Raw genomic sequence first — 25,144 nt, forward strand, 5'->3', positions numbered from 1 at the left:
GCGGCAAAGACCCAGCTAGCAACCCAGCCGCTCCACTGCGTCCACAACGTCGCGGACGCTGACGGCCAGAAGGGCCGGATCCGGATCGGCAGCGAACACGTCACCGCGGCGGAGTTCGACGGCGGTGAGCACCACGTGCGGTCCCGGCGGCGGACCCCACTCGTCGACGGGCGCCGGTCCGAACAGCACCACCGACGGACGTCCGTAGGCGGATGCCAGATGTGCCGCGCCGGTGTCGGCCGAGACCACCAGCCGGGCATCGGCGATGGTTGCCGCGAATTCGGCGAGTCCCTGCCGCCCGGCCAGCAGGCCGTCGTCGAGGTTTGCTCCTTTGAGCTTCGCCAAAGCGGCAGTCTCCTCCGCCCGGGCGCGCTCGGAGGTGCCTCCCGTGAGGACTACCTCATGCCCCGCCGCAGCGAGCTGGACGGCGACGTCCGCGAACCGCTCAACGGGCCACAACCTGCTGCCATAAGCCGCGCCCACGTGGATCACGGTGGCACCCGGCCGCGGCGACCGAACAGCTGGACGGTTCAACCGGTAGTCCAGCGGATCGGCGTCGATGCCGTGCCAGTTCAGCAGTCGGGTCCAGCGCTCGCGTTCGGGGATCCCGGTGATCCACTCAGGGCCGTCAGCGTCAGCGGAAGCATGCGCAACCACCCTGTTGGCCTGCAACTCCTCGATCCGACGCCGGCTCTCAGGGCCATTTCCGTGCAGGTTGACCGCAATGTCCACGGTTGCCCGGGGGACGGTCAAAGGATCATCCAGCCCAGGAGTGGGCAGGTGATGGATGCCACCCACCAGCTCCAGGGCCTCGGCAATCCATGCCGGCGCCGCGTACAGGATCCGGTGTTCGGGAAAGGCCCTGTGCAGGCCACGGAGCGCCGGAACTGCGACCAGGAGATCGCCGAGCTTTAGCGCGCGCAGGGCAAGCAACAGGGGTTGATCGGTGTGTTCAGCTGTGGTCATGGTGGCCTCCCGCTAGGAGTCTAGCGGCACCGAACTTCTCACCGTTTCACTGTTTAGCGTTCGGAGAACTGGGGAACGTTGCGGGTATGGGAGGAACCGGAACGTTGAAGGCGGTCCTGTTTGACCGCGATGGAACACTGGTTGTTGACGTGCCCTACAACGGCGATCCGCAGCTGGTGCGGCCCATGGACGGTGCCTTGTCTGCCCTCGAAAAAGTTCGCCGGGCTGGACTGGCCACCGGTGTGGTGACCAACCAGTCGGGCGTGGCGCGTGGGCTGCTGACGCTGGAGCAAATGCACTCCGTCAATCAACGGGTGGAGCAGATGCTGGGTCCGTTCGACGTGTGGGAAGTGTGCCCGCACGGACCGGAGGACGGCTGCGTTTGCCGCAAACCTGAGCCTGGAATGATCTTGGGAGCGTGCAGCACCTTGGGTATCACTCCGGGGCAGGTCGCCTTCATTGGGGACATTGGTGCCGACATGGAGGCCGCTGCTGCCGCCGGTGCAAGGGCCGTGTTGGTACCAACGGACATCACCCGGCGTGAGGAGATCGAGGCTGCCGCCGTCGTGGCCCAGGACCTGGGCCATGCCGTGGAGCTCCTGCTCTCCGGGGCCCTGGACGAACAGGATGCCCCTGTATGAGCCGCGTCCTGGTAGCCCGCTTGGACAGCATGGGAGACGTCCTCCTGTCAGGACCGGCTTTGCGCGCCGTGGCCAATGGCAGTCGGCCCGACGGCAGCCGTCCCAATGATGTGATGCTGCTCTGCGGCCCCGAGGGATCCAGCGCGGCGGAGATGCTGCCGGGAGTGACCCAGGTACACACCTGGGCGTGCCCGTGGATAGTGAACCCGGCGCCCCCTGTCACCGAAGAGATGACCCGCGGACTGATCGACTTTGTCCGCAGTTCACGGATTCAGGAAGCGGTGATCCTCACCTCTTTCCATCAGTCTCCGCTTCCGCTGGCGATGCTCCTTCGCTTGGCGGGCGTCGAAAAGATCACGGGTGCTTCCACGGACTACGCAGGCTCCCTGCTGGATGTCCGGCTCAAGCCGGGGGAAGACTTTCCGGAGGACCAGCCGGAAGTGGTCCGGGCGCTCACCATCGCGGGGGCCGGCGGCTACGAGCTGCCCAACGGCGACGACGGAAAGCTGCGCATCACCACCGGCCCGGATCCGGAAGGGGTAGCCCAGCAACTGGCCGATGAAGGACCGTACATTGTGGTCCACCCCGGATCCGCTGCGGCGGCAAGGGCCTGGCCCGCGTTGCACCACGCAGCAACCGTGGAACTCCTGGAGGCGTATGGCCACCGGGTGGTGGTCACGGGCGGCCCGGGCGAAACCTCACTGACAGCAACAGTGGCCGGCCCCTCTGCCCGGAACCTCGGCGGCGGAACGAACCTCCGAACGCTTGCAGCGGTACTGGCGGGAGCCGCCGTCGTGGTCACCGGCAATACCGGCCCCGCCCATCTGGCGGCAGCGGTGGGAACGCCCGTGGTGTGCCTGTTCGCCCCGGTGGTTCCGGCCATCCGATGGGCTCCCTACGGGGTTCCGCTGGAACTGCTGGGAGACCAGGAGGCGCACTGCAAGAACTCCCGGGCCCGCCTCTGCCCGGTTCCCGGCCATCCCTGTCTGAGCTCGGTAACCCCGGAGCAGGTTGTCGAAGCTGTTGAAAGGCTCCTGGGGGGCGTGTCCTCCCTGTCCACCCGACGAAAGGTTTGGAAGCCATGAGGATCCTGGTGTGGCATGTCCACGGCGGATGGATGGAGGCATTCGTCCGTGGCCAGCATGAGTACTTGTTGCCGGCATCGTCCGACGGCGGCGCGTGGGGTTTGGGGCGCGGCGGCCGTCAGTGGCCTGCCGCCGCGCAGGAAGTGGACCTGGAGACGTTGGACCCTGACGCCGTTGACGCCGTTGTCCTGCAGAGGCCCGAGGAGATCGCGGCAGTGGCCCGTTCCCTGGGCCGCCGCCCGGGCATTGACCTGCCCGCCGTCTACCTGGAGCACAACACCCCCAAGGGCGACGTCCCGTTTACGTTGCACCCGTTGGCGGACCAGAGCACCATCCCGGTGGTCCATGTGACCCATTTCAACCAGCTCTTCTGGGACACGGGGACGGCAACCACCGCCGTGATCGAGCACGGCATCCCCGACCCCGGGCACCTGTACACCGGCGAACAGGAAGAGATGGGGGTGGTTGTCAACGAACCCGTCCGGCGTGGCCGCGTCACGGGAACCGATCTTCTGCCCGGGTTCGCCGGGGTGGGGCCGCTGCGGGTCTTCGGTATGGGCACGGAAGCGCTGCCCGGAGCACTGAATCTCAAGGGCTACGGGCTGAGCGAGGTCCGGCTGCATATCGCCGGCGACGTGCAGGCGCCCCAACTCCACCAAGAGCTGGCCCGCTGCCGCCTCTACCTCCACCCACTCCGCTGGACCTCGCTGGGCTTGGCATTGCTGGAAGCCATGCACCTTGGCATGCCCGTCCTGGCTCTGGCCACCACTGAGGCGAGCCGCGCCATTCCGCACGGGGCAGGCTTGGTCTCCAACGACGTCGACGAGCTCCAAAAGTTCGCCAGGCGGCTACTGGACGACCCCGACGACGCCTACGCCATGGGCATGAGGGCCCGCGAGGCCGCGCTGCAACGCTATGGGCTGAACAAGTTCCTTCGGGCCTGGGACGAACTCCTGGCCGAACTCCCCCAGGGCAAGCGCCGGGGAGCCCATCCGCAATCCGGACCGGCTTTCACCCGCCAGGACCACAAGGCCAGCCAAGACACAAACGGCAGCCATGACATAGAGAGGACGCACCCATGAAAATCTCCATGGTCTCCGAACACGCCAGTCCGCTGGCCGCCTTGGGAGGCGTTGACGCCGGAGGACAGAACGTCCACGTGGCGGCACTTTCATCAGCCCTGGCAGATCGCGGCCATCAGGTCACGGTGTACACGCGGCGGGACGACCCCCAACTCCCCGCAAAGGTGCAGGTTGGGCCGGGACTCACCGTGGTTCACGTTGACGCCGGCCCGCCCAGGCACATCCCCAAGGACGAACTCCTGCCCTACATGGGGGAGCTGGCCGACGGGATCTGCGCCGACTGGGGAGACCAGATCCCCGACGTCGTCCACGCCCACTTCTGGATGTCCGGACTCGCTGCAGTCCAAGCGTCACGACGGACAGGGGCAGCCGATCCCGTTCCCGTGGTGCAGACCTTCCATGCCCTTGGCTCGGTGAAACGCCGCCACCAAGGTGCTGCCGACACCAGTCCGCCCGGCAGGGAATGGCTGGAACCCTGGGTTGGGCGCGCTGCGGACTGGGTCATCGCCACGTGCCCGGACGAGGTCTTTGAGCTCAAGGCCCTGGGCATCAGCCAATCCAAAATTTCCATTGCCCCCTGTGGCGTGGACCTCACGCTGTTCCCGGGAACGTCCGACGTCGAATCCAGGTCCCGCACGCATCGGATCCTGAGCGTGGGACGCCTTGTGCAACGCAAGGGCGTGGACCTGATCATCCAGGCCCTGCCCCTTCTGGCGGAGGCGGGCTTCAACGACGTCGAACTCTTGATTGTCGGCGGTTCCGGTGACGCGCTGACCCTCGAGGAAGACCCGGAGGCCCAACGGCTCCACTCCCTGGCGAAAGAGCTGGGCGTCGAGGACAAGGTGACCATGCGGGGCCAAGTTCCCCGCGACGCCATGCCCGGCATCTTCCGGAGTGCGGACGCCGTAGTCTGTGCACCCTGGTACGAGCCGTTCGGCATTGTGCCCCTTGAAGCCATGGCGTGCGGCGTCCCGGTGGTGGCGGCAGCCGTGGGCGGCCTGCGGGAAACGGTGGTGGACCAAAAAACCGGGCTGCACGTCCCGCCACGTGATCCCGAAGCCCTGGCCGGGGCGCTCGGAAAGCTGTTGGGCGATCCGGACTTGCGGGCGGACATGGGTCGCGCCGGAGCACTCCGGGCACGCTCCCGCTACTCGTGGGAACGGATCGCAGCGGACACCGAGAAAGCCTACCGATCCGTCCTGGCTGCCGGGCTGTCGCGGCAAGCCGACGAAGGGTTGGAACCACTGGAAGGAACGGCACAGTGAACATCAAAGTCCCTGACACGTTGCCGAGCCGTTGGGCCCCGGACACCAGTAATTCCACCCACCACGCCGAGGTCACCAAACACCTGGACAACGTCCTGCCCGCGCTGGAGTCGCTGCGCTCGCAGTCGGGGCTATTAGCCGGGTGGGGAACGGAGCTGGCCAAGCGGCTGCTGGCCGGGCAACGCCTGCTGGCGGCCGGCAACGGCGGTTCGGCGGCTGAGGCGCAGCACCTGACGGCCGAGCTCGTGGGCAGGTTCGATGACGAACGCGCCCCCTTCTCCGCCATCTCCCTCCACGCCGAGTCCTCGGCTGTCACGGCGCTCTCCAACGACTACGGCTATGAGGAAGTCTTCGCCCGCCAGGTCAGGGCCCATGGCCGTTCGGGCGATGTCCTCCTCCTGCTCTCCACCAGCGGACGCAGCCCCAACCTGCTCAAAGCCGTCCGTTCAGCCAAGGAACGCGGCATCACCACGTGGGCACTCACCGGCGCCGGGCCCAACCCGCTGGCCGACTCCTGCGATCAAGCCATCACCGTTGCCGCCCTCTCTGCAAATGCGCAGGAAGGCCATCTCATCGCCATCCATGCCGTGTGCCGGGCCTTTGATGCCGAGGTCGCCAAGCGGGCAGGCTCGGGCCCATACTCCTTCGGAGCGCGGCAGCCATGAGGATCACAGTGGTAGGCGACGTTCTCCTGGACGTCGACATCAACGGGACCGCCACCCGGCTCAGCCCCGACGCGCCGGTGCCCGTGGTGGACGTCGCCGACGTCCGGCGTCGTGCTGGTGGCGCTGGACTGGTGGCTACCGTGCTCGCGCAGGACGGCCACAGCGTTTCGCTGGTCACCGCCCTGTCCAATGACGACGGCGCCAGCCACCTCAGGCGCGCACTGTCCGGTGTCTCGGTGCTCGCCGGAGTCCCGCTCGCCCCAACGCCCACCAAGACGCGGGTGAGGATCGGTGCTCATCCCATGGTCAGGTTCGACCAAGGGTGCGCCCAGGCCCCTGTTCCCGCCAGCACGGGGGAGATGCTTGCAGCCATCGCGTCGGCAGAGGCCATTGTGGTGGCCGACTACGGCCGGGGAATCACCGCCAACACGGAGATCCGTGCAGCGCTCGCCCTCGCCGTACGTCGCGTCCCCGTGGTGTGGGACCCGCATCCTGCCGGTTCCGAGCCGGTGGCGGGGGTCGCCGTCGTGACGCCGAACCTTGCCGAGGCCATGGCGGCGGCGAAAACCGCCGGGATCGAATCGCCCACAGGTGCCGAAGAAGCAGGCCGGTACCTCCTCGAAAAGTGGGGAAGTGGTGCGGTTCTGGTGACCAAAGGCGAAGCCGGGGCGCTCTTGCTGTCAGCTGGTGCGGCGCTGGGTATCCCCGCCCCCAGAACCAATGTCAGTGACCCCTGCGGAGCCGGCGACCGACTGGCCGGCAGCCTTGCCGTGCACTTGGGGCTTGGGTTGGACCTCGAGCAGGCCGCCGCGCGGGCAGTGGAGGATGCGTCCGCATTCCTGGCAGCGGGCGGAGCGGCATCGCTGACGGTGGTGACCGAAGCGGCGGCATCGGATGAAGCGCCTGAGGTGAGTCCCGTCGTCGAACCCGGTCCCGTCGTCGAACTGAAGGGCCTGGAACTGGTGGGCGCCGGCGACCTTGACCCGGACGGCGTCCAACTGGCTCGGGCCTTGCGGTCCAGGGGCGGCACGGTGGTGGCAACCGGCGGCTGCTTCGACCTTCTCCATGCCGGCCACGCCCGCACCTTGGCTGCCGCGCGCAGCATGGGTGATTGCCTGATCGTGTGCCTGAATTCCGATGAATCGGTCAGGCGGATCAAAGGCGCGCACCGGCCAATCGTCAGCGCGGAGGACCGCGCGGAGTTGTTGCTGGCTCTCGAATGCGTTGACGCCGTGATGGTCTTCGACGAGGACACCCCCGAGGCCTGCCTCACGGAAATACGGCCCGATATCTGGGTCAAGGGAGGCGACTACACCCCCGAAGAATTGCCGGAAGCCCGCTTGGTGGCAGGTTGGGGAGGGCGCTGCGTCACTGTGCCCTTCCATCCGGCACGCTCCACCAGCGGCCTGGCTGCAGCACTGGCCAAAGTCAGCTGACAACGTCACCCAAGCCAACCAAGCACGATCAACCGAGAGGAACCGCATGAACACGCAAACACCTGGTCGCGTCATCGTCACTGGAGGCGGCTCCGGCCTTGGCGCTGCGATCGTGGAGGCCATCCGCGACGCCGGGGGCACGCCCTTCGTCTTCGACCGCGATGTCAGCAACGTGACCGGGGCCAAAGCACTGGAAGTGGACGTCTCCAACCGTGAAGCAGTGGAAGCTGCCGTCAAGGAGGCTGCCGAAACTATGGGCGGCCTGGACGGAGTGGTCACTGCCGCCGGCATTGATCGCTGCGGCAAATTGGGCGACGTCCCGGCGGAAGAATGGGAAAAGGTCATTGGAGTGAACCTCCTGGGCACGGTTTCCGTGGTCCGTGCGGCGTTGCCGTACCTGAAGGGATCCCGCGGACGGGCCATCACCATCGCCTCCACGCTGGGACTTCGGGCGCTGCCGGATGCCACGGCGTACTGCGCCTCGAAGTTCGGTGTCATTGGCTTCAGCCGTGCCTTGGCCGCCGAAACCGGGGGAGTCATCGGCGTCACCACCATCATCCCCGGTGGCATGAAGACCCACTTCTTTGACGACCGCGACGAACAATACAAGCCGCAGGACGACTCCAAGCTCAACGATCCCGCCAACGTGGCGCAAGCAGTGGTGTTCGCCCTCTCCCAGCCGTTCGGCAGCGAGGTCCGCGAACTCCTTATCTGCCCCGCAGAAGAAGGCTCGTGGCCGTAAGGTCCAGCACGTCCTGAACAACGTCGGTCACGGCGATGCCCCTGATGAGGGTGTCGTCGTGGCCGCAGTACGGCGCGGTCCATCCCACCTGGGTGACGTCAGCTCCGCATGTGGGGCACTCCGTAGCCCACGACATCCGGACGCGGTGCAGACTCCTGCCACGAGGCCCCGCATTGAGCACGTTTCCCACCCAGAAGATCCCCACCGTGGGTGTCCCCAACGCCTGTGCCAAGTGCCGGGGACCGCTGTCGCTGGCGAGCATCACCGTTGCCTCCCACAGCAGCGCAGCCAAATCTCCAATGTCCAGCTCGCCGGCCACGGACCGGACGGCGTTCCTGCCACCCCCAGGAAGTTGGCGAACCGCCGCTTCCGCTACTTCCTGCGCCAACGCCTTCTCGGTGTGGTCGCCCACGATCAGCACCTGGGCCCCTTCCCGCGCCAACCCCGCCGCGGCTTCAGCAAAATACGACGCCGGCCATCGCCTCCGGGGATCGGTGGCACCCGGGTGGACCACTACCAGCGATGTTCGCTGCGGATCCCGCAATCCCGCCATGTTCTGCCGATGCTCAGGCCTGGGGCACAAGGGAGGGGAGAAGGTGCCCGGAGCTCCGGCGAGACCCGCAACCTCCAGCCAGCGGTCCGGTTCATTCTGGTAGTAGACGTAATCAAGGTTCCGCTCCAACGGCACCGCGTCCTTGGTGCGCGTGCCCACGGTGTGCCGCGCACCAAGACGAAGCAGGAACGGGTTGGAAAACCGTCCGCCACCGTGCATTTGAAACGCAACATCGAATTCCCTGGACCGCATCGCGCCGAAGAACGCCTCCTGCGCCGCGAGGTCCTCAGCATCGTCCTCAAAGCGCTCGCCGTTGCGGGGACCGTCGTGGACGCCGCGTGCCACGGGCAGCATCTCGACGGCGTCAACCGGACCTTCCGCCGCAGCCACCACTGCCGCGTGGATCGGCGTGCCCAGAAGCGTGATGGTGGCGTCGGGGTACGCGTTCTTCACGGCGTGAAGGGCCGGGTAGAGGTACATCAGGTCGCCCAGGCCACCGCCCCTGAGGACCGCAATCCGCTGGACGTCGCTGAACTTCTCCAGGACTGGACCCACCCCGGGGCTTGGAGTCGTCAGCGGTTTCTCCATGGATGATTCCTTTCGCGGGCAAGACGGCGGGCTGGTTCTCCCGGCACTTCGATTCCGAGCAGAAACTCCCGGGCGGAATCTCCCGGGTCCGGCGTGTGAAGCCCGCGGCTCGGGGTACCTGAGGGGAACAGGAAACTGTAAGCCCCAATCGGAAGGTACCCCATGGCACGCCTATCCAATCAAGAGGGTCGGCCCAATCAAGACGGCAAGGTAAATCAAAAGGGCCTGGCGAATCAAGAGGGCCTGGCTGACTGGTTGCCAGGCCGTTTGGCTGAGTCCCGTCCTGTTGTAACGGTCATCGGCGACTCCATCCTCGACGGCTGGTGGGATGGCACCATTGAGCGGTTCTGCCGTGAAGCCCCGGCGCCTGTGGTTCAGGTCCAACGCCGTGACTTCGCTCCCGGAGGTGCGGCAAATACTGCGATGAACCTCGCCGCGATGGGGGCGAACGTTCGTTTCGTGTCAATCGTGGGAGAGGACTCAGGAGGCCGCACGCTCCTTGAGCAGCTCAAGTCCGCAGGAGTGGACGTCTCGCATGTCGTGTCCCATGCGGACATGACCACCACCACCAAATTCCGTGTGAGCAGTGGCGGGCAGGTGATGCTGCGCCTGGACGACGCCGCGGACGAGGTCCCCGCAGTTGGCCTCCGACAGGTGGCCGCAGCCATCCCCGAAGCACTCCGCGGCTCGTCAGCTGTAGTGCTCTGCGACTACGGGGCAGGGGCAATGGAAGGTGAGGTGCGGGACGCAATTTTTGAGCACTTGGGTCCTCGGAGCCACACGACGGATCCCGCGGAAGCCGGAGCTGCCACTGCCCGGCAGGACACCCTGGTGGTGGTGGATGCCCATTATCCGGGACGCTGGGCAAGCCTCCAGCCTGACCTCGCCACACCAAATGCGCAGGAAGCGGCCAGGCTGTTGGGGACAGAGTATCCCGGGGGTGCTGCCAGGTGCCCCTTCGTGGAAGCCCACGCGGACCAGCTCCTCCGCACCTCAGGTGCGGCCGCCGTCGTCGTGACGTTGGACCGGGAGGGGACCCTGACCATCCGGCCCACCGGCGATTCCTCAAAGCCGGCCACCCACCGGACGTGGGCGCGGCCGCAAGCAGAAAAGCAGGCTTCTGGCGCCGGCGACACGTTCGTGGCGGCTTTGACTATTGCCCGGGCGGCCGGACTGCCGCTGACCACCAGCGTGGATCTGGCCCAAGCCGCGGCCGATGTCGTGGTGCACCGGCCAGGTACTTCCGTCTGCACCACTGACGAGCTGGCCAAACACCTCCAAGGGTTCGCTGATACAGCACTAACGGACGCGGAGTTGGCGAGGCAGGTGGAGGAGCATCGCCGGGAGGGTAAGCGGATTGTGCTGACCAATGGGTGCTTCGATGTCCTTCACCGCGGCCACACCCGCTACCTCAACCAGGCCAAGCAGTTGGGCGACGTGTTGGTGGTGGCGCTGAACAGCGATTCGTCCGTGCGAAAGCTCAAAGGTCCGGACCGGCCGGTCAACCACGAGGCCGACCGCGCAGCAGTCATCGCCGCACTGAGCTGCGTGGACCATGTCACCGTGTTCGAGACCCCTACGCCCATACCGCTCATCGAACTCCTGCGGCCGGACGTTTATGCCAAAGGCGGCGACTATACGCCGGAAATGCTGCAGGAAACCGAAGCCGTGGAGCGGTACGGCGGCATCGTGACAATCCTGGATTACGTGCCGGAACACTCCACCACAGCAGTCCTGGAACGCATCCGTTCCACGGGCGAAACCCCGCAGGCCTAAGGAATCATCATGCGTATTGTGATCATCGGTGCAACAGGGCACGGCGGCACGGAACTGCTGAAGCGGCTCCAGAAAGCACGGTCTGAAGAAGGCGCGGACCTGGAACTCGTGGGTGTCGTCCGCCGGCAACCGGATCCGGACGCAGCTCCCTATCACGGTGTGGAGTGGCACACCTTGGACATCAGCGCCGCCGGGGATCAGCCCGCGCTGGAAGCATCTTTGGCAGGAGCGGATGCCGTGGTTCATCTGGCCTGGCTCATCCAACCGAACCACAACCGGGAGATGCTTCGTCGGACCAACGTGGCCGGGACTGCCCACGTGCTGGCAGCCGCGCGCAAAGCCGGAGTGGGACACGTCGTGTGCGCATCGTCCGTGGGCGCGTATTCGCCTGCACCCAAAGACCAACGGACCAAGGAAGACTGGCCCACAGACGGGATCAGCAGCTCGCATTACAGCGCTGACAAGGCAGCGCAGGAAAGGCTCCTGGACGGTTTTGCCAAGGAGAACCCGGACGTAGTGGTGGCACGGCTCCGTCCGGCGCTGATGTTCAGTGCCGGTGGCGGCAGCGAGGTTGGCCGCTACTTCCTGGGCCGGGTTCTGCCCCGGCTGGTTCCGCGTAAGCCTTGGCTGCCGTTCCTCCCCATCCCCAAGGAGATGGTGTTCCAAGCCGCCCACACGGCCGACGTCGCTGATGCCTACTGGCGAGTGCTGGAGCGCAAGGCGGAAGGTGCTTTCAACATCGCCGCCGAGCCGGTCATCGACCCCAACGCCTTGGCGTGGATTCTCAACGCCCGGCGGGTCATGCCGTTTCCGCTGCCGGTGCTCCGCGCCGTCGTCGAGGTCAGTTGGAGGCTCCGGCTGCAGGTGACCGACGGCGGATGGGTGGACATGGCGGCCAACGCCCCCATCATGGATACGGCCCGGGCGCACGCTCTGTTGGGCTGGTCTCCCAAGCACTCCTCGCTGGAGTCGCTGGCGGAAATGCTGGACGGGATCGGTGCAGGAAAGGGCCGGAAGGGCTCGCCTCCGCTGGAACCGCGCTAGCCGTTATTCGGAGGACAACACCACGGTCAGGATCCGTCGCAGGCTCATGGCTACCGAAGCCGGAGCGTTCACTGGGGATTGGTCAGCGGCGGCCTCTGCCACGGCATCGCTGAGGACGCCGATGCTGTCCTTCGCCCGTGCCAGTCGGTTGGCCAGCTCACCATTCTCGGCGTCCCGCCAGTGGTCCACTACAGCCGCTACGGATTCCAGGGCTTCCGAGAGCGGGGCCACCACGGCGTCCGGGATGACCGTCCCCGCGCCCTCCTCCCAGATGGCGCTGGCCAAGACGTCGGTGATGTCCTGGACGTGGAACGTGAGCCGTTCAAGGGTTCGCAGCCCGGCGAGGTCGCTGGGCAGGCGGGTTGCACGACGACGGGACCTGGGGTTCGCTTTGGCGCTCAGTTCAGCTTGGTGCACCGCAGTCCGCACGGCGGCTGCTGTGAGCGAGAGTTCGTCGCTGCGGCTGGCCCAGGCCTCGTGGTTGGGCGGCCAGGACTCTTCCATGGCCTTGGCCATGTCCTTGAGTTGGCGGGACAAAGCGCCTTGGTGTCCGGCGATGGCGGGATCGATGTCGTCCAGGTGCAGGGGCGGGAAGATCAGCCAGTTCACCGCGAATCCAACGGTGACGCCCAAGGCCATTTGGAGGACGTAGGCGAAGGAGAACCCCTCCGCGTTGGAGTCGCCCAGCACCAGGACGAACAACGCCGCCATGGGAATCCATTCGGACGCAGTGCCAAGCCGGGGAAGGCCGCCGATGAGCACGCCAAGGCCCACCACCACGGCAACAGCCAGGGCAGTAGGAGCGGCGACAGTGGTGATGGCGAAGGCCATGCCGATGCCCAGTACCAGCCCCACCAGGCTCTGGAGCCCATGTTTGGCGGAGTCGGCCACGGTGGGGTGCATGCTGACCAAGGCGCCCAGCGGCGCATAGTACGGATACGCAGCTGCAGGGCCGGGCATGAAGGGAGCGAGGTACCAAGCGAGGCCTGCTGCAACGGCCGTTTTGGCAGCAAACAGGAGTCGGTGGCGGGTGACAGTTTTTCGAAGCGCGGGAATCAGCCGTCGCCTCGTGGGCAGTTGGCTCATCACCCCAACATTCGCAGGTATGGTCCCGGCTGTCGAGCGGAAAGTGCAGAACGTGAGCAGGGACATCAATTCGTTCGATGGGGTGATTAGAACCGCAGCAAGCGGGTACACACCCATTGATAGTAACGATACTTACTATCCCGGCTGCTGTCCGCAGCCTGCCAACTGTGGAAAGAGAGCGATAATGACTGAGAGCAAATCGCCGCAGGACGGAAGCTTCGCGGCGCCAAACACCGGTGCCCATGCAGGCACCGAACCGTTCACGGGAAACTACTTGGACTCGGCCGACGTTGAGACCCAAACTGCGGGAACCAGGGGAATCAGTGGAACCCCCGCTGGCTCGGGAACCGGTTCCGACTATTCCGGCACTTCAGGCACGTCCGGCACTTCTGGCACGTCCGGCACTTCTGGCACGTCCGGCAAGGTGGATGCTGCCAAGGAGGAAGCTGCGGGAGTGGCAGGCGCCGTCAGCGACGCCGCCGGCGGAGTCGTGGACACCGCCAAGTCCGAGGCCGGACACGTGGCCCACGAAGTCAAAGTCAATGCCCGCCAACTGTTGACGCAGACCAAGGGTGAACTGACGGACCAAGCCCAGGTCCAGCAGCAGCGTGTTGCCGAAGGCTTGCGTTCCATCTCCGATGAACTGTCCACCATGGCAAATTCGAGCCAAAACGGTGGCGTCGCTACGGATCTGGTCCAGCAGGCAGCACAACGCTCCTCCGCCGTTGCCCAGTGGTTGGAAGGCCGCGATCCCGGCTCGCTGCTGGATGAAGTCAAGGGTTTCGCACGTCGTAAGCCCGGAGCCTTCCTCCTGCTGGCAGCTGGAGCCGGTGTCCTCGCCGGTCGCCTCGGCCGAGGCATGGCAGGCAACGCCTCCGACGAAGCCTCCGCAAGCGGCACGCCGGCCACCACGGAGACGCCCCGTGCCGTTTACTACCCAACTCAGGGCGGCGCGGTAACACCTCCAGCAGTGGACCTCCCTGGACCGACGGCAACCACTGCAGGATATGGTTCGGCCACCACCACCGGGGTAGCTGCAGGAGGCGCAGCTACGGGCTATGACGCCGGAACCACCGGTGGGTACGACGGATCCACGCTCCCTTACCCCGAAGTCGACGCAGGTGGGGTCAAGGCCCAGGGTGATCCGTTGGCAGGACCGATTGACCCGGAGAGCCCCCTTGATCCGGACGACCCCCAGTATGGAGGTCACCGATGAGCAGTCCCACCGATCTGCCTCCCACAGAAGCCCACGTGAAGGCGGAGACCCTTCCCCTTGGTGAGCTCCTGAGCGACCTGACGCGTGATGTGTCCACGTTGATGCGCCAGGAAGTGGAACTGGCCAAGGTGGAACTCAAAGAGTCCGCCACCAAGGCCGGCAAGGGTGCCGGAATGTTGGCCGGGGCCGCATGGGCCGGCCATATCACCGTGCTGTTCCTGTCCATCGCACTCTGGTGGGCTTTGGGGCAGCTGGTCGGCCTCGGCTGGTCCGCAGTGATTGTTGCGGTCATCTGGGGAATCATCGCGGCGATCCTGGCCACGATTGGCCGCAAGGAGCTGAACGCCATCAAGGGCATGCCGCGGACCGCTGAGACCGTCAAGGAAATACCCCCCGCTCTGAAACCAAATACTGAGGAGACACGATGACGCAGAACCCCGACGCACTGCGCGCCGATATCGAAGAAACCCGCAGGCGGCTCAGCACCAACGTGGACGCTGTAGCGGACAAAGTCACGCCGTCGCACATCGTCAATCGCAGGGTAGACAAGATCAAGACGGCCGTCTTCGGCGCCCGTGACGACGTGCAGGACAGGGCCGGAAACGCAGCCCACCATGCACAGGATGCCGTTTCGGGAATTGCTTCGGACATCGGCGATGCCCCGCAGGTGATCACACGGAAGGCCCAGGGCAGCCCGATCGCTGCCGGTCTGATGGCGTTCGGCGCAGGCTTGCTGGTGTCCTCGCTGTTTCCGGCCTCGGACAAGGAGCGCGAAGCCGCCCAAGCCGTCAAGGAAGCGGCCCAGCCCCTGACCGACGAACTGAGCCACGCGGCCCAGGAAGTCGCCGAGCACCTGCGCGAGCCTGCCCAGGACGCCATGCAGAACGTCAAGGACAGCGCCACGGAAGCCGCCGCCAACGTCAAGGACGAAGGCCAGGCAGCGGCAGCTGATGTCCAGGACCGCGCCGGCACAGCCAAGGACAACATCAGCAACCAGTAAGTTCCCCCGCTGACCCAACTGAGTCGCAGTTAATGCCTTTTTGAGCCCTCAAAACGGCGTTAACTGCGACTCAGTTGGGTCAGTCCTGCGTCTGGGCAGGAGTAGGAGGGTACTCACCCTTGATGACAAAGTAGGAGCCCCGGATCACTCCGGCGAGCTTTGATTTTTGCCGGGCAAACTTGAACTTTGCTTCCAACTCGGCGGGGATCTCCATCCCGTCGGACAGCTTGAACCCCACTGCCCTTTTCCCGTCCTCGAGGCTGTACATCACGTTGACGGACAGTCCTGACTCAAAGAAGACGTAGGCCATGTGGAGGTCTTCAACCTGGAAGGCCGTGGCCTCCAGCGGGCGGGACTCAATGACGATGTCGCGTTCTTCGCGCAGGATCCGGCTCACTCGATCCACCACTGCCGGAAGCTCTTCTGCCGGGCTCACGGTGAAGACGTGCTTGTACTTGTTGCGGAAATAGCGGGCCTCGTTGGCGCGCAATCCTGCGGCAGCCTCGGCCATGGGGGACGATTCCAAACCGACAGTAGAGACATTCTCGAAGTCAACGGTGTACGGCATAGGCCCTCCTGGTCAGGCACGCGGCTGAACGCTGTCAGACGTGGTGGGACCTATGCTAGCGCGGCCCAAGGCCCCGCCGGTGATGAACCTATCAGCGCACTTCCAGGATCAGGTGCAGAAGCCGGGCTGCGGCGGGCCGGGCGGCGTGTTCCTCGGACCACTGCGCACGGGCCAGGGCCTTGCTGACCGCCTGCGTGGTGATGCCCAGCTCCTGGGCCACGGCCTTTTGCTGTCCTCGGACCCCCGGTGTGAGCAGGTCAAGGACCCGCCATTCCGCTGCGCTGCGGTGTTGGACGATGTGTCCCAGGAGCCGCAGGACTGCCTCGGCCTCTGCAGCCAACGCGCTCAATGGTCCGTCCACGGCCACGGGGATCCGCTCTTTGCCGTTGCGCAGCCTGTCGACGGCCCGGCGCGCGTACACCAAGCCGTGGCCTGACGCGTCCTTCACCAGGTTGGGCAGCGGCTCATTGATGGGTCCTACGCCGATTCCTACGTACCACTGGCTGGACCGGAGCGCGATCAGGGCAGTCTCCACGGCCTGGTGGCCCGATTCGACGATGCCCTGCACCTCATCTTCAACCGAGCGGTCAAAGTCGAGCCGCGCAGGAATGTGCCGCAGGTCCTTGAGCAGCTGCGGCACAAGGTCGCCGTCGCGGCGGCTGTCGCGTTGGTTGATGGTGAGAGTGAACATAGTGGATCACATGCTACCGGCTGGTAGACGGTCTGCAAGGGCAAATTTCGCCCATTGTTCAGTCAGGCCGGTCAGTCCAGCGCCATCCGCCCGGTAAGTACGACGGCGGGCAGCGCACCTGCCGCTGCCCGCGCGGCACCGGGTATTCCTGCATCATTCATGGCCCCGTGGATGGCCAGGACCAACGGGGCGGGATCCTGGTTCGAAGCGAAGACCCAGAACATGTCGCGGGCCTGGAAAACCACGGCGCTCCGGCCTCCGGCTCCCAGGGAAATCTTCCGGCGTGCCACCAATCGGCGGTCCGGATCAGTGCCGTCGGCCGTGGTCACGGCTTTGATGGTTCCGGGCGTGATGTCGGCCCAGGGAATCACCACGAGGGTCTGTTTCTGCGTGTACTTGGCGACCATTCCGCCGTCGAACACCAGCAGTTTCCGGAAGCTGCCCAGAAGCGTCATGGACCACAGCACCAGACCCGTCAGGATGCTGGTCAGCACAAAGAACGCGGGATCGTTGAAGTGCTCGGCTTCCCGGGTGGACCGGATGGGGCTGACAAACTCTGCGATGGCCCCAAAAATGAACCCCACCACGAGGCAAGGGATGAGGACCTTCCAGTAGATGTGCCAGGAGGACGCTACACAGCGGAGCTGTCCCAGTTCAGGGGCGAGCTTGCGCTCAACACGGCGGACCAGCCAGTTACGGCCGTGCATCCGGGCGCTGGCCATAGAGGTTGGGCAGGTTCTGCTGATCAGCCGCAGCGGCTTGTTCGGCGGCAGCGACCTTGGGGTCCGGAACGGGCGGCTGGCCCTGCGCAATGCCGGAGCGGCGATCGATAGCGGCGAACTTCGGATCCCAGGTGTCGTCTCCGCCACCACTGACGGCGGAGGCGATGAGCATCACCACGAAGAACGGAAAGAAGGACCAGCAGATGGCCCGCCATCCACCCAACCAGGCGCCCGCCGTCGTGCCGTTCTTGATCCGCACCGAGCGCATGCCCGCAGCGGCGTCGCCCACGCTGCCCACGGTTCCCCAGATCATTCCGTAGACCAACAGGCCCACGAACCACAGGACAACGTAGAGGGTCAGCCACACACCGTCGTTGTATCCGAGTGCCGAGCCGCTGTTCATCATGGACTCACGGATCACCGCGGCAACCGCCGCCAGGATCGCGTAGCCCACAAGGAAGACGACTGCATCCAGGACACGACCCCAGAAGTGGGCACTGCCCGAAGCCTTGACGAAGTACGCGCCGGTGTCAGGATGGCGTCGAACGGGGCGGCCGTTGACAGGGTCAAGCATCCCAGTGAGGGTGATGGACTTCGAAGTGCTCATGAGGGACTTTCAGCTCGACGGCGGTGTGCGGCTTGGGTGCAGAGAATCAGGCCAGCCCGGCGAGTCCGCCCAGGACGCGGGCCAACGATGCCGCGGAGGTTTCCTGCAGCTCGAACGTTACGGATTCTGCCTGCTCCGGGCCGGATTCAGGCGAGCCCTCCACGCGCGGGGTGAGCACGTGGACGCCGGACGGGCCGGTGTAAACGGTGACCGTGGGGAATTCGTTGGTTGTGGAGTTGAAGGCCACTACGTTGCTTGCGGCCTGGGTGTCGGCCAAGGCGGTGGCGGCGTGCGCCTCGAACTGGGCTTCCGTGTAAAGGGCAGGTTCGGTGTCGCGGGCGGCAGCCTGCTGGGGGTCCACGAATTCCGCCAGGCGCGGAACCAGTTGGTCGCGGGTGACCACGGTGAAGCCGTGCAAGCCGCTTTCGTCCACTTCCTCGAGCAGGACACCTTCGTCATGAAGGTAGCCGTAGAGCCAACGCTTGCCGGTGGACACGGTGCGTTCCACCGAGACAACGCTGCTGCCGCTGCGGCGCAGGGTGAGGGCGCCGGTGATTTCTTCCGTGGCGTGCAGGCGGGACGGTTCGGTCTCGCCCTCGAAGACCACCGGATACACGATTTCCTTGGCGAGCAGGCCACGCAAGGCGATGGCGCACATCAGTTCCTTGCTGGCGTCCTGGGCCGAAAGCCACGGCAGGGCCACCAGCTGTTCGTGCTGAACGCCGTCCAGGGCTACAACTTCTTCATCGGTCAGCGTAGGCAAGGGCGCGCCTACTGCGCTGGCCGAGGCCAGGACTTTGGCTGCGGCCTCGATGTCCCGCTGGGTCCATTTCATGGTGCTGGTGGTCATCCGAATATCCCTCCGACAAAGTTTCCGACTGACTTGGCGGCGTCACTGACCCCGTCTGCCACCTTACTGCCTACGTCCTTGGCGAAGCCCGCCACCTCCTTGGCACCATCGGCGATGTAGCTGCCAGGGTTGCGTGCGAAGTTGCTGATGGAGTCCCAGTTGTCAGCTACGAGGTTGCCCAGCGCCCAAGCGCCGGCGACGATGCCCGCACCGATCACGATCGGAGCGCCGATGGGCCCCAGCAGGGCCGCGCCGCCTGCTGTCATGAGCATGATGCTGCCTACGCCACCCACCACGGACAGGCCACCGGCAACGCGGTCGCCAGTGCCGCGCCAGCCATCGTGCTGGGGGTTGATCATGTCGCTGATTCCGCCCACGATGTTCAGCGGTGCCGCCAGCGCTCCGGCCACGCGGAGGCCCTTGGAGAACTTGCTGGCATCCTGGAACGCCTGGCTGTAAGGGATGTTGGCTTTGAGGTCGGTGAGGACGTCAGTGACTTTCTCACCGTTCCGCAGCGCGGTCATGGCGTCGCGGACAACCGTTCCGCCGGCCCGCCAGTTGGTCAGGACCTCGCGGGTCTTCACCCATTCCGCATTGCCAAGCTTGAGGTATTTGTAGGCAGTCCACAACGGGGCGGCCAACCCCTTGACGCCCATCGCGGTGTCATAGACGTCCTTGAGGACACCCACCGACGAGCCCGAACCATCATTGTGGCTGGCGAACTCCTGCTGGTTGGCGTGCTTCTTGAGCTGGCTGGCATTCTCGCGCAGCATATTGGCGGCCTTGACCAGGCTCTGCCGATGCTGGGAGTTCCAATCGCCCTTGAACACCGTTGCGTCCCGGCCCTGCCAAGCTGTTGTGGAATTGATGGCATTGGACAACTGCGTGCTTTGCAGGCTGATGGCGTCGGCAGCTTTGCCCATCACGCCGGCCAGACTGCGAAGCTGCGTGATGTCCGCGCCGTAGAACCCAGCCATATGAACCCCCTGTGTAAGGCATCGAAAAGTCTCGTCCCAGCCTAAGCGGACCCGTGGGTTACCGCGATGGGGAGACATGCCCATGTGCACAACGCGGGCAGAAGACGTTAAAGAACGACGGCGGCCGGTGCGGTTCGCGGGGAACCGTACCAGCCGCCGTCGGGACCCAACTGAGTCGCACCAGTGCGCGTTTTGAGCGGTCAAACGCGCTTAACCGCGACTCAGTAGGGGGAGGACTAGTGTGCTGCCGGAACGTAGCGCTTGATGGAGGCTTCCAGCTCGGCTTCGGCAGCGGCGCGGTCGCCCCAGCCCTCGGCCTTGACCCACTTGCCGGGCTCCAGGTCCTTGTAGCGCGTGAAGAAGTGCTCGATTTCCTTGATCAGGAATTCGCTGACGTCGCTGACTTCCTGGATGTGGTCGAAGCGTGCGTCAACGGGGACGCAGAGGACCTTGGCGTCGCCGCCGCCGTCGTCGGTCATGTTGAAGACGCCGATGGGGCGGGATTCAACAATGACGCCCGGGTGGAGGTCGAAGTCCTGCAGGAGCACCAGTGCGTCCAGCGGATCGCCGTCTTCGCCCAGGGTGTTCTCGAAGAAACCGTAGTGCGTGGGGTACTGCATGGAGGTGAACAGGACGCGGTCCAGGCGGACACGGCCGGTTTCGTGGTCAACTTCGTACTTGACGCGCGATCCCTTGGGGATCTCGATGGTCACGTCGTGCTTCATGGAATGCTCCTTGACGGGTGTGGGTGGGGCGTCGCTCCGCCGAAGCGGCCGTCACGGGTGACGGTGCCTCAGGCAGGCTGCTCAGCCCGGGGCTGGCGGCAGGCAAAAGGGCAGCCGGTGCCGCCGACTACTATTGAGGATATAGCGAGAGGCCCGGGTTTCTTGAACCGGCGGGGACATTTCAGGACTGACAGGACCAAGCAACTTACATGATGGGCGTTAAAAACGGGGGTGCCCGCTGGGTATCTTCGGCGTGGGGGCGCTTGAAATGGCCGGTGCTGTTGGCTGGAGTCCTGCTGTGCCTCGGTGCCGTGGTGGTAGCCGGTATGGTGCCGGGCCTGCTGAGCATGCCCAAGCCGTCACCCCCGGTGCCCGCCTGGCAGCAGGAGCCAGACCGCTTGGCTGACGTCAGCGGAGTGCTTCCCCTGAATCCCGATGCTCCCCTTCCAATCCCCGCTGAAGTTGCCCGGCAGCTTGATGCCACGCTGAAACCGGCCGGCGGAGGCAGTATCAGTGGCATGGTGATGGACGCTTCCACCGGCAAGGTCCTCTTTGACCGCGACGCCGACGCCAACCGGATCCCTGCCTCCAATATGAAGTTGCTGACCGCCGTGGCTGCGCTGAAAGCCCTCGGTCCGGAGTCCCGCTTCACCACGCGGGTGCTCGCTTCCGAGGACCCCTCAACAGTGGTATTGACCGGGGGAGGGGACGTCCTGCTGGGTGCTTCATCATCGGATCCGGCTGCTGTTCTTGGGCGCGCCGGTCTCGCTTCGCTGGCCTCGGATACTGCGGCGGCTTTGGCTGCGGCCGGCATCAAGGGACCGGTCACCGTGCAAGTGGACGACTCACTCTTCGCCGGCGCACCCCTTAACCCTGCGTGGAGCCTGGACGACGTCGCCGCCGGCGAGACAGCACCGTTGTTTTCCCTCGCGCTGAACTCAGGCCGCTACGCTCCGGATGTCTTGACAGGTCCGCGCCCTCAGGATTCCGCCGTCACTACCGCCCAGGCGTTCGCCGAACAGCTGGCGGCTGCCGGCGTTGCGGTGAGTCCCGGCGTCGAACGCGGCAAGGGTCTCCCCGCCAAGGTGCTGGCGGCCGCGGAATCGGCCACAGTCAGCGAGCAGGTGGACCTCATGCTCGAGTCCTCGGACAACTTCCTCGCCGAGGCGCTGGGGCGGATGACCGCCTTGGCTTCCAGTCAAAAGGCCACGTACGACGGCGCCACTGCGGCCGTGCGGCAACGGCTGGGGGAGTTGGGGATCGCCACCGGTTCGATGCAGTTGGCCGACGCCTCCGGACTGGCGTTGGAAAACCAGGTCAGTGCCCGCCAGTTCGCCGAGGTGGTCCGTGCGATCACCAGCGGACCGGACCTCTCTCTGCGCACCGCGCTTGACGGGTTCCCGGTGGCCGGGCTGACCGGAACCCTGGACGACAGGTATGTGGACGCCACTACCGCGGAGGGCGCCGGTCTGGTCCGGGCCAAGACGGGGACGCTTAATACGGTGATCGCTTTGAGCGGTTACGTGGTGGACGCCGACGGGCGTTTGTTGGTGTTCTCCTTCATCGGCAACGACCTTGAACCGGGGGCTGCTGCCAACAAGGTGGCCATGGACCGGTCGGCGTCGGCGTTGGCCTCGTGCGGTTGCCGGGGCTGAATGCTCCGCGCGGAGCGAACTTAAGAGCCCGCTGTCAGCCTCGTGTGGTGTGATGGTCCGTATGGTGTCATCTGCCCGCGATTCGTCAGCAGGGGCCCCGTCCCTGATCAATTGGGACCTGGCCGCCTCTACGGCTGCCCGGCTTGCCCCTCCCGGTCCGGAGCTTAGTGCCGGGGAGATTGGCAAGGCGGTGGAAAACCTGCGCTTCAACGCGGATATCTCCGTCCCGCACGTCCACGACATCACCGGTCTGGAGGCTGCCAGGGACCTGCGTGACTCGCACGTCCTGGTGGTGGACCGGGCCTCGTGGTCCAAAGCCAATACCCAGAGCTTCGCGGTGATGCTCCAGCCCGCGCTGAAGACGATGCTGGACAGCCGCAACGGTGTGGCCATGACTCCCGCCGCGGCCGCTGCCAGCGGAGCCATCACCGGCACCCAGCTTGGCGCCGTACTCGCATTCCTTTCCAGCAAGGTTCTTGGCCAGTACGATCCCTTCGCGGCACTGGCCCCCGATTCCAACGCTCCCGCGGGTGGCCGGCTCCTGCTCGTAGCGCCGAACATCATTTCCGTGGAGCGCGAACTCAACGTCCACCCGGACGACTTCCGCCTTTGGGTCTGCCTGCATGAACAAACCCACCGCGTGCAGTTCGCGGCCGCGCCCTGGCTCCGGCACCATATGCTCGACGAAATCGAGAAGCTCAGCGGCAACCTCCTGGGCAATATGGACTCCCTGGTGGAGCGTGCTGGTGCGGTGGCCAAGTCCCTGCGCGACCGCACTCCCTCAGACAAGACTCCCGGCCGCGGCGCCATCCTGGACCTCCTCCAGAACCCTGAGGAAAAGGCGTCCCTGTCCCACATCACAGCCGTCATGAGCCTCCTCGAGGGCCATGCCAACGTGGTGATGGATGCCGTTGATTCGAGCATCGTTCCCTCGGTGAAGACCATCCGCCAGCGCTTCAACGAGCGCGGCAAGGACCGCGGCGTAGTGGAGAAGTTCATCCGCAACCTCCTCGGCCTGGATGCGAAGATGCGCCAGTACACCGATGGCGCCAAGTTCGTGCGCGAAGTCGTGGCCGTGGCAGGCATGGAAGGCTTCAACCGGGTGTGGGAATCCGCCGAGTATCTCCCCACCGAAGAAGAGATCCACAACTCCAAGCTGTGGCTTGAGCGGATGGGGCTTTGAGCGTTCCTTCCGGTTCTGCCGTTGGCTCCGGCGTCGATTCCGCTGCCGGTCCCGGCGGTAAGGGTCGACGGCGGCCCGGGCGTCTTGCGCCGGTCGTCGGCAAGGCGCGGAAACAGTTGCAGAACGCCTTGGCCTCCGCGGGTTACCCCCAGCGGGTGCTCGTAGCCTGCAGCGGTGGGCCGGATTCGCTGGCCCTGGCAACTGTTGCCGCGTACTTCGGCCGGCGTGGCCACGTCGATGGACATCCGATAGCTGTTGCCAGCGTGGTGGTGGATCATCAGTTGCAGCCGGGTTCTGCAGAGGTCGCCTCCCGGACTGCCACGGTGCTGCGCGAGCTGGGTCTGTCTCCGGTGGAAGTGCGCACCGTAGAAGTCGCGGCCACTGGATTCGGGCCCGAGGCCGCGGCCAGGGACGCCCGGCATGCTGCGTTGGAATCTGCTGCTGAGGACCTGGCGTGTGATGCGATCCTTCTCGGCCACACCCTGGACGACCAGGCTGAGCAGGTGTTGCTGGGCTTGGCCCGTGGTTCGGGGACTCGGTCTTTGGCGGGGATGAGGCCTGCCCGTGGTCGCCTTCTCCGCCCCTTCCTGGGCCTTCGTCGAGACGAGACCCTGGAAATCTGCGAGGTCGAGGAACTTTCCCCCTGGCACGATCCCAGCAACGCCGACCCCGCCTTTGCCAGATCCCGGACCCGCGTGGAAGTCATGCCTGTCCTGGAAGAGAAGCTGGGGCCGGGGGTCGCCGAGTCGCTTGCCCGGACCGCCGCCATCCTGCAGCAGGACGCCGATTTCCTCGAAGATCTGGCCAACGAGACCTATCTCTCACTTGTCCGGCGTGAAGGCGGCGACGCATGGCTTCCAGAAGACGCCGTACGTGGGCTGCCGGCAGCGCTGAGGTTCCGTGTCATCGCGAAGGCTGCCGCCGACGTCGGGGGTCAACAACCCGGCTACGGGCGCCTCCAAGCTGCGGAAGCGCTGCTTCGACGCCAAGGGTCAGCCGGGCCCGTGGAACTTCCCGGCCACGTCAGTGTCTACCGGTTGTCCCTCAGCGATTTGGAGCAGGAGCGTTCGGTTTCCGCCGGTGCTCCGGCTGCCAGTCGTGCGCGTGATTCGGCCGACGGCGGTCCCCGCGAAGCCGCGCGCTGTGGGAAGCTAGTATTCCGGCATCAGAAACCGTCCCAACAGTAGCCGCACCCGAGCATCAAAACAGGAGCCATTGGTGGATTCAAACGACGTCCAGGCAGATCTCAAGCACGTTCTTTACACCAAAGAGCAGATCCAAACGCGCATCGCGGAACTCGCGGCGCAGATCGACAAGGACTACGAGGGCCGCGACATCTTGGTCGTCGGTGTCCTCAAGGGTGCGGTCATGGTCATGGCTGACCTGGCGCGCGCACTGCACAGCCATGTCAGCATGGACTGGATGGCTGTCTCGTCCTACGGTTCCGGTACCCAGTCTTCCGGCGTTGTCCGGATCCTCAAGGACCTTGACACCGACCTCATGGGCAAGGATGTCCTGATTGTTGAGGACATCATCGATTCCGGGCTGACCCTTTCCTGGCTCAAGTCCAACCTCGAGTCCCGTGGCACGGCCAGCGTCGAGATCTGCACGGCCTTCCGCAAGCCGACCGCCGCCAAGGTGGAGATCGACGTCAAGTACGTTGGCTACGACATCCCCAACGAATTCGTGGTGGGCTACGGCCTCGACTACGCCGAAAAGTACCGCAACCTGGACTTCGTGGGCACCTTGGCCCCGCACGTTTACGAGTAAGCGCACTTCTTCTCTTCACGCCGCCGCGCCCTTTTCCGCCGTTCGCGCCTGTAACCTCTGGTGCGTGTGGCGGGTGTGGGTGCGGTGTTTGTGCTTAAGGGGTGCGAGGGGCAGTAGCGGGCGCCGCGGGGGTGAATGGGTGCATCGGGTGGCGTTTTTTGGGTCGCGCCTTTTCCGCCGTTCGCGCCTGTAACCTCTGGTGCGTGTGGCGGGTGTGGGTGCGGTGTTTGTGCTTAAGGGGTGCGAGGGGC

Annotated in this window: 26 protein-coding genes; 16 read left to right on the forward strand and 10 right to left on the reverse strand. The window is 65.5% G+C overall.

The features are described 5' to 3' along the window. Nucleotides 1-15: 15 nt before the first annotated feature. Entirely contained in the window at nucleotides 16-966 is a 951-nt protein-coding gene (locus tag RQH14_RS07155) for a glycosyltransferase family 9 protein (RefSeq protein ID WP_311212620.1), read from the reverse strand. Between the two features lie 86 nt (nucleotides 967-1,052). Here RQH14_RS07155 and RQH14_RS07160 point away from each other — a divergent pair, with 86 nt between their 5' ends. The 7 genes from RQH14_RS07160 to RQH14_RS07190 are packed head-to-tail and all read left to right on the forward strand — an operon-like array spanning nucleotide 1,053 to nucleotide 7,882. Continuing rightward, the gene (locus RQH14_RS07160; RefSeq protein WP_311212621.1) at nucleotides 1,053-1,607 is read left to right on the forward strand and encodes an HAD family hydrolase; all 555 of its coding nucleotides are present in this window, start codon (nucleotides 1,053-1,055) and stop codon (nucleotides 1,605-1,607) included. Then, entirely contained in the window at nucleotides 1,604-2,692 is a 1,089-nt protein-coding gene (locus RQH14_RS07165) for a glycosyltransferase family 9 protein (RefSeq protein WP_311212622.1), read from the forward strand. The genes RQH14_RS07160 and RQH14_RS07165 overlap by 4 nt, the downstream gene beginning before the upstream one ends. Next, a complete protein-coding gene (locus tag RQH14_RS07170) occupies nucleotides 2,689-3,774 on the forward strand; it encodes a glycosyltransferase (protein WP_311212623.1) in 1,086 nt (361 codons plus the stop codon). The genes RQH14_RS07165 and RQH14_RS07170 overlap by 4 nt, the downstream gene beginning before the upstream one ends. Then, entirely contained in the window at nucleotides 3,771-5,039 is a 1,269-nt protein-coding gene (locus RQH14_RS07175; protein ID WP_311212624.1) for a glycosyltransferase, read from the forward strand. The genes RQH14_RS07170 and RQH14_RS07175 overlap by 4 nt, the downstream gene beginning before the upstream one ends. Before the next feature lie 20 nt (nucleotides 5,040-5,059). Next, the gene (locus RQH14_RS07180; RefSeq protein WP_311212652.1) at nucleotides 5,060-5,704 is read left to right on the forward strand and encodes an SIS domain-containing protein; all 645 of its coding nucleotides are present in this window, start codon (nucleotides 5,060-5,062) and stop codon (nucleotides 5,702-5,704) included. Continuing rightward, nucleotides 5,701-7,140: a PfkB family carbohydrate kinase gene (locus tag RQH14_RS07185; RefSeq protein WP_311212625.1), complete on the forward strand. Its 1,440-nt coding sequence runs from the start codon at nucleotides 5,701-5,703 to the stop codon at nucleotides 7,138-7,140. Before RQH14_RS07180 ends, RQH14_RS07185 begins: the two co-directional genes overlap by 4 nt. A 46-nt stretch (nucleotides 7,141-7,186) precedes the next feature. After that, nucleotides 7,187-7,882, forward strand: a complete 696-nt coding sequence (locus tag RQH14_RS07190; protein WP_311212626.1) for an SDR family oxidoreductase — start codon at nucleotides 7,187-7,189, stop codon at nucleotides 7,880-7,882. Here RQH14_RS07190 and RQH14_RS07195 read toward each other — a convergent pair. Continuing rightward, the gene (locus RQH14_RS07195; RefSeq protein WP_311212627.1) at nucleotides 7,848-9,023 is read right to left on the reverse strand and encodes a glycosyltransferase family 9 protein; all 1,176 of its coding nucleotides are present in this window, start codon (nucleotides 9,021-9,023) and stop codon (nucleotides 7,848-7,850) included. The two genes, RQH14_RS07190 and RQH14_RS07195, sit on opposite strands and share 35 nt — an antisense overlap. A gap of 162 nt (nucleotides 9,024-9,185) precedes the next feature. On the opposite strand from RQH14_RS07195, the gene rfaE2 reads away from it, so the two are divergent. Continuing rightward, complete coding sequence (gene rfaE2, locus RQH14_RS07200; RefSeq protein WP_311212628.1) at nucleotides 9,186-10,799, forward strand: D-glycero-beta-D-manno-heptose 1-phosphate adenylyltransferase; 1,614 nt, start codon at nucleotides 9,186-9,188, stop codon at nucleotides 10,797-10,799. A 9-nt stretch (nucleotides 10,800-10,808) separates the two neighbouring features. Further along, nucleotides 10,809-11,843, forward strand: coding sequence for an NAD-dependent epimerase/dehydratase family protein (locus tag RQH14_RS07205; RefSeq protein ID WP_311212629.1), 1,035 nt, complete (start codon nucleotides 10,809-10,811; stop codon nucleotides 11,841-11,843). 3 nt (nucleotides 11,844-11,846) lie between these two features. Here RQH14_RS07205 and RQH14_RS07210 read toward each other — a convergent pair whose 3' ends face one another. Beyond that, nucleotides 11,847-12,929 (reverse strand): aromatic acid exporter family protein, encoded by a 1,083-nt coding sequence (locus tag RQH14_RS07210; RefSeq protein ID WP_311212630.1) that lies wholly within the window; start codon nucleotides 12,927-12,929, stop codon nucleotides 11,847-11,849. Between the two features lie 184 nt (nucleotides 12,930-13,113). On the opposite strand from RQH14_RS07210, the gene RQH14_RS07215 reads away from it, so the two are divergent. From RQH14_RS07215 to RQH14_RS07225, 3 genes are read left to right on the forward strand one after another with little or no spacing between them, the layout of a single operon-like run. Next, nucleotides 13,114-14,145: a hypothetical protein gene (locus RQH14_RS07215; RefSeq protein ID WP_311212631.1), complete on the forward strand. Its 1,032-nt coding sequence runs from the start codon at nucleotides 13,114-13,116 to the stop codon at nucleotides 14,143-14,145. Beyond that, entirely contained in the window at nucleotides 14,142-14,573 is a 432-nt protein-coding gene (locus RQH14_RS07220) for a phage holin family protein (RefSeq protein WP_311212632.1), read from the forward strand. The genes RQH14_RS07215 and RQH14_RS07220 overlap by 4 nt, the downstream gene beginning before the upstream one ends. Continuing rightward, nucleotides 14,570-15,145 carry a DUF3618 domain-containing protein gene (locus RQH14_RS07225; RefSeq protein WP_311212633.1) on the forward strand — a complete coding sequence of 192 codons (576 nt, stop codon included), beginning with the start codon at nucleotides 14,570-14,572 and terminating at the stop codon, nucleotides 15,143-15,145. The genes RQH14_RS07220 and RQH14_RS07225 overlap by 4 nt, the downstream gene beginning before the upstream one ends. A gap of 79 nt (nucleotides 15,146-15,224) precedes the next feature. Here the strand turns inward: RQH14_RS07225 and RQH14_RS07230 are convergent, their stop codons facing one another. From RQH14_RS07230 to RQH14_RS07260, 7 genes are all read right to left on the reverse strand, one after another. Further along, entirely contained in the window at nucleotides 15,225-15,713 is a 489-nt protein-coding gene (locus RQH14_RS07230; protein WP_311212634.1) for a phage tail protein, read from the reverse strand. Between the two features lie 91 nt (nucleotides 15,714-15,804). Then, nucleotides 15,805-16,404, reverse strand: a complete 600-nt coding sequence (locus RQH14_RS07235) for a hypothetical protein (protein WP_311212635.1) — start codon at nucleotides 16,402-16,404, stop codon at nucleotides 15,805-15,807. Nucleotides 16,405-16,475: 71 nt separating this feature from the next. After that, nucleotides 16,476-17,126 (reverse strand): hypothetical protein, encoded by a 651-nt coding sequence (locus tag RQH14_RS07240; protein WP_311212636.1) that lies wholly within the window; start codon nucleotides 17,124-17,126, stop codon nucleotides 16,476-16,478. Then, nucleotides 17,098-17,733, reverse strand: a complete 636-nt coding sequence (locus RQH14_RS07245) for a hypothetical protein (RefSeq protein ID WP_311212637.1) — start codon at nucleotides 17,731-17,733, stop codon at nucleotides 17,098-17,100. Before RQH14_RS07245 ends, RQH14_RS07240 begins: the two co-directional genes overlap by 29 nt. A gap of 46 nt (nucleotides 17,734-17,779) precedes the next feature. Further along, complete coding sequence (locus RQH14_RS07250) at nucleotides 17,780-18,583, reverse strand: hypothetical protein (RefSeq protein WP_311212638.1); 804 nt, start codon at nucleotides 18,581-18,583, stop codon at nucleotides 17,780-17,782. Further along, nucleotides 18,580-19,560, reverse strand: coding sequence for a hypothetical protein (locus tag RQH14_RS07255; RefSeq protein WP_311212639.1), 981 nt, complete (start codon nucleotides 19,558-19,560; stop codon nucleotides 18,580-18,582). The genes RQH14_RS07250 and RQH14_RS07255 overlap by 4 nt, the downstream gene beginning before the upstream one ends. Nucleotides 19,561-19,796: 236 nt before the next feature. Further along, the gene (locus tag RQH14_RS07260; protein ID WP_024818962.1) at nucleotides 19,797-20,285 is read right to left on the reverse strand and encodes an inorganic diphosphatase; all 489 of its coding nucleotides are present in this window, start codon (nucleotides 20,283-20,285) and stop codon (nucleotides 19,797-19,799) included. Between the two features lie 212 nt (nucleotides 20,286-20,497). Here RQH14_RS07260 and dacB point away from each other — a divergent pair, with 212 nt between their 5' ends. From dacB to hpt, 4 genes are all read left to right on the forward strand, one after another. Continuing rightward, nucleotides 20,498-21,940, forward strand: a complete 1,443-nt coding sequence (gene dacB / locus RQH14_RS07265; RefSeq protein WP_311212653.1) for a D-alanyl-D-alanine carboxypeptidase/D-alanyl-D-alanine-endopeptidase — start codon at nucleotides 20,498-20,500, stop codon at nucleotides 21,938-21,940. A gap of 61 nt (nucleotides 21,941-22,001) precedes the next feature. After that, a complete protein-coding gene (locus tag RQH14_RS07270) occupies nucleotides 22,002-23,123 on the forward strand; it encodes a zinc-dependent metalloprotease (protein WP_311212654.1) in 1,122 nt (373 codons plus the stop codon). Nucleotides 23,124-23,239: 116 nt separating this feature from the next. Continuing rightward, on the forward strand, nucleotides 23,240-24,310 hold the full coding sequence (gene tilS, locus RQH14_RS07275; protein ID WP_311212655.1) for a tRNA lysidine(34) synthetase TilS: 1,071 nt from the start codon (nucleotides 23,240-23,242) through the stop codon (nucleotides 24,308-24,310). Nucleotides 24,311-24,341: 31 nt separating this feature from the next. Beyond that, nucleotides 24,342-24,893: a hypoxanthine phosphoribosyltransferase gene (hpt, locus tag RQH14_RS07280; protein ID WP_026540856.1), complete on the forward strand. Its 552-nt coding sequence runs from the start codon at nucleotides 24,342-24,344 to the stop codon at nucleotides 24,891-24,893. The last annotated feature ends 251 nt before the right edge of the window (nucleotides 24,894-25,144 follow it).

It is taken from the genome of Arthrobacter sp. WCS2018Hpa-7 (assembly GCF_031843805.1).
GTDB lineage: Bacteria > Actinomycetota > Actinomycetes > Actinomycetales > Micrococcaceae > Arthrobacter.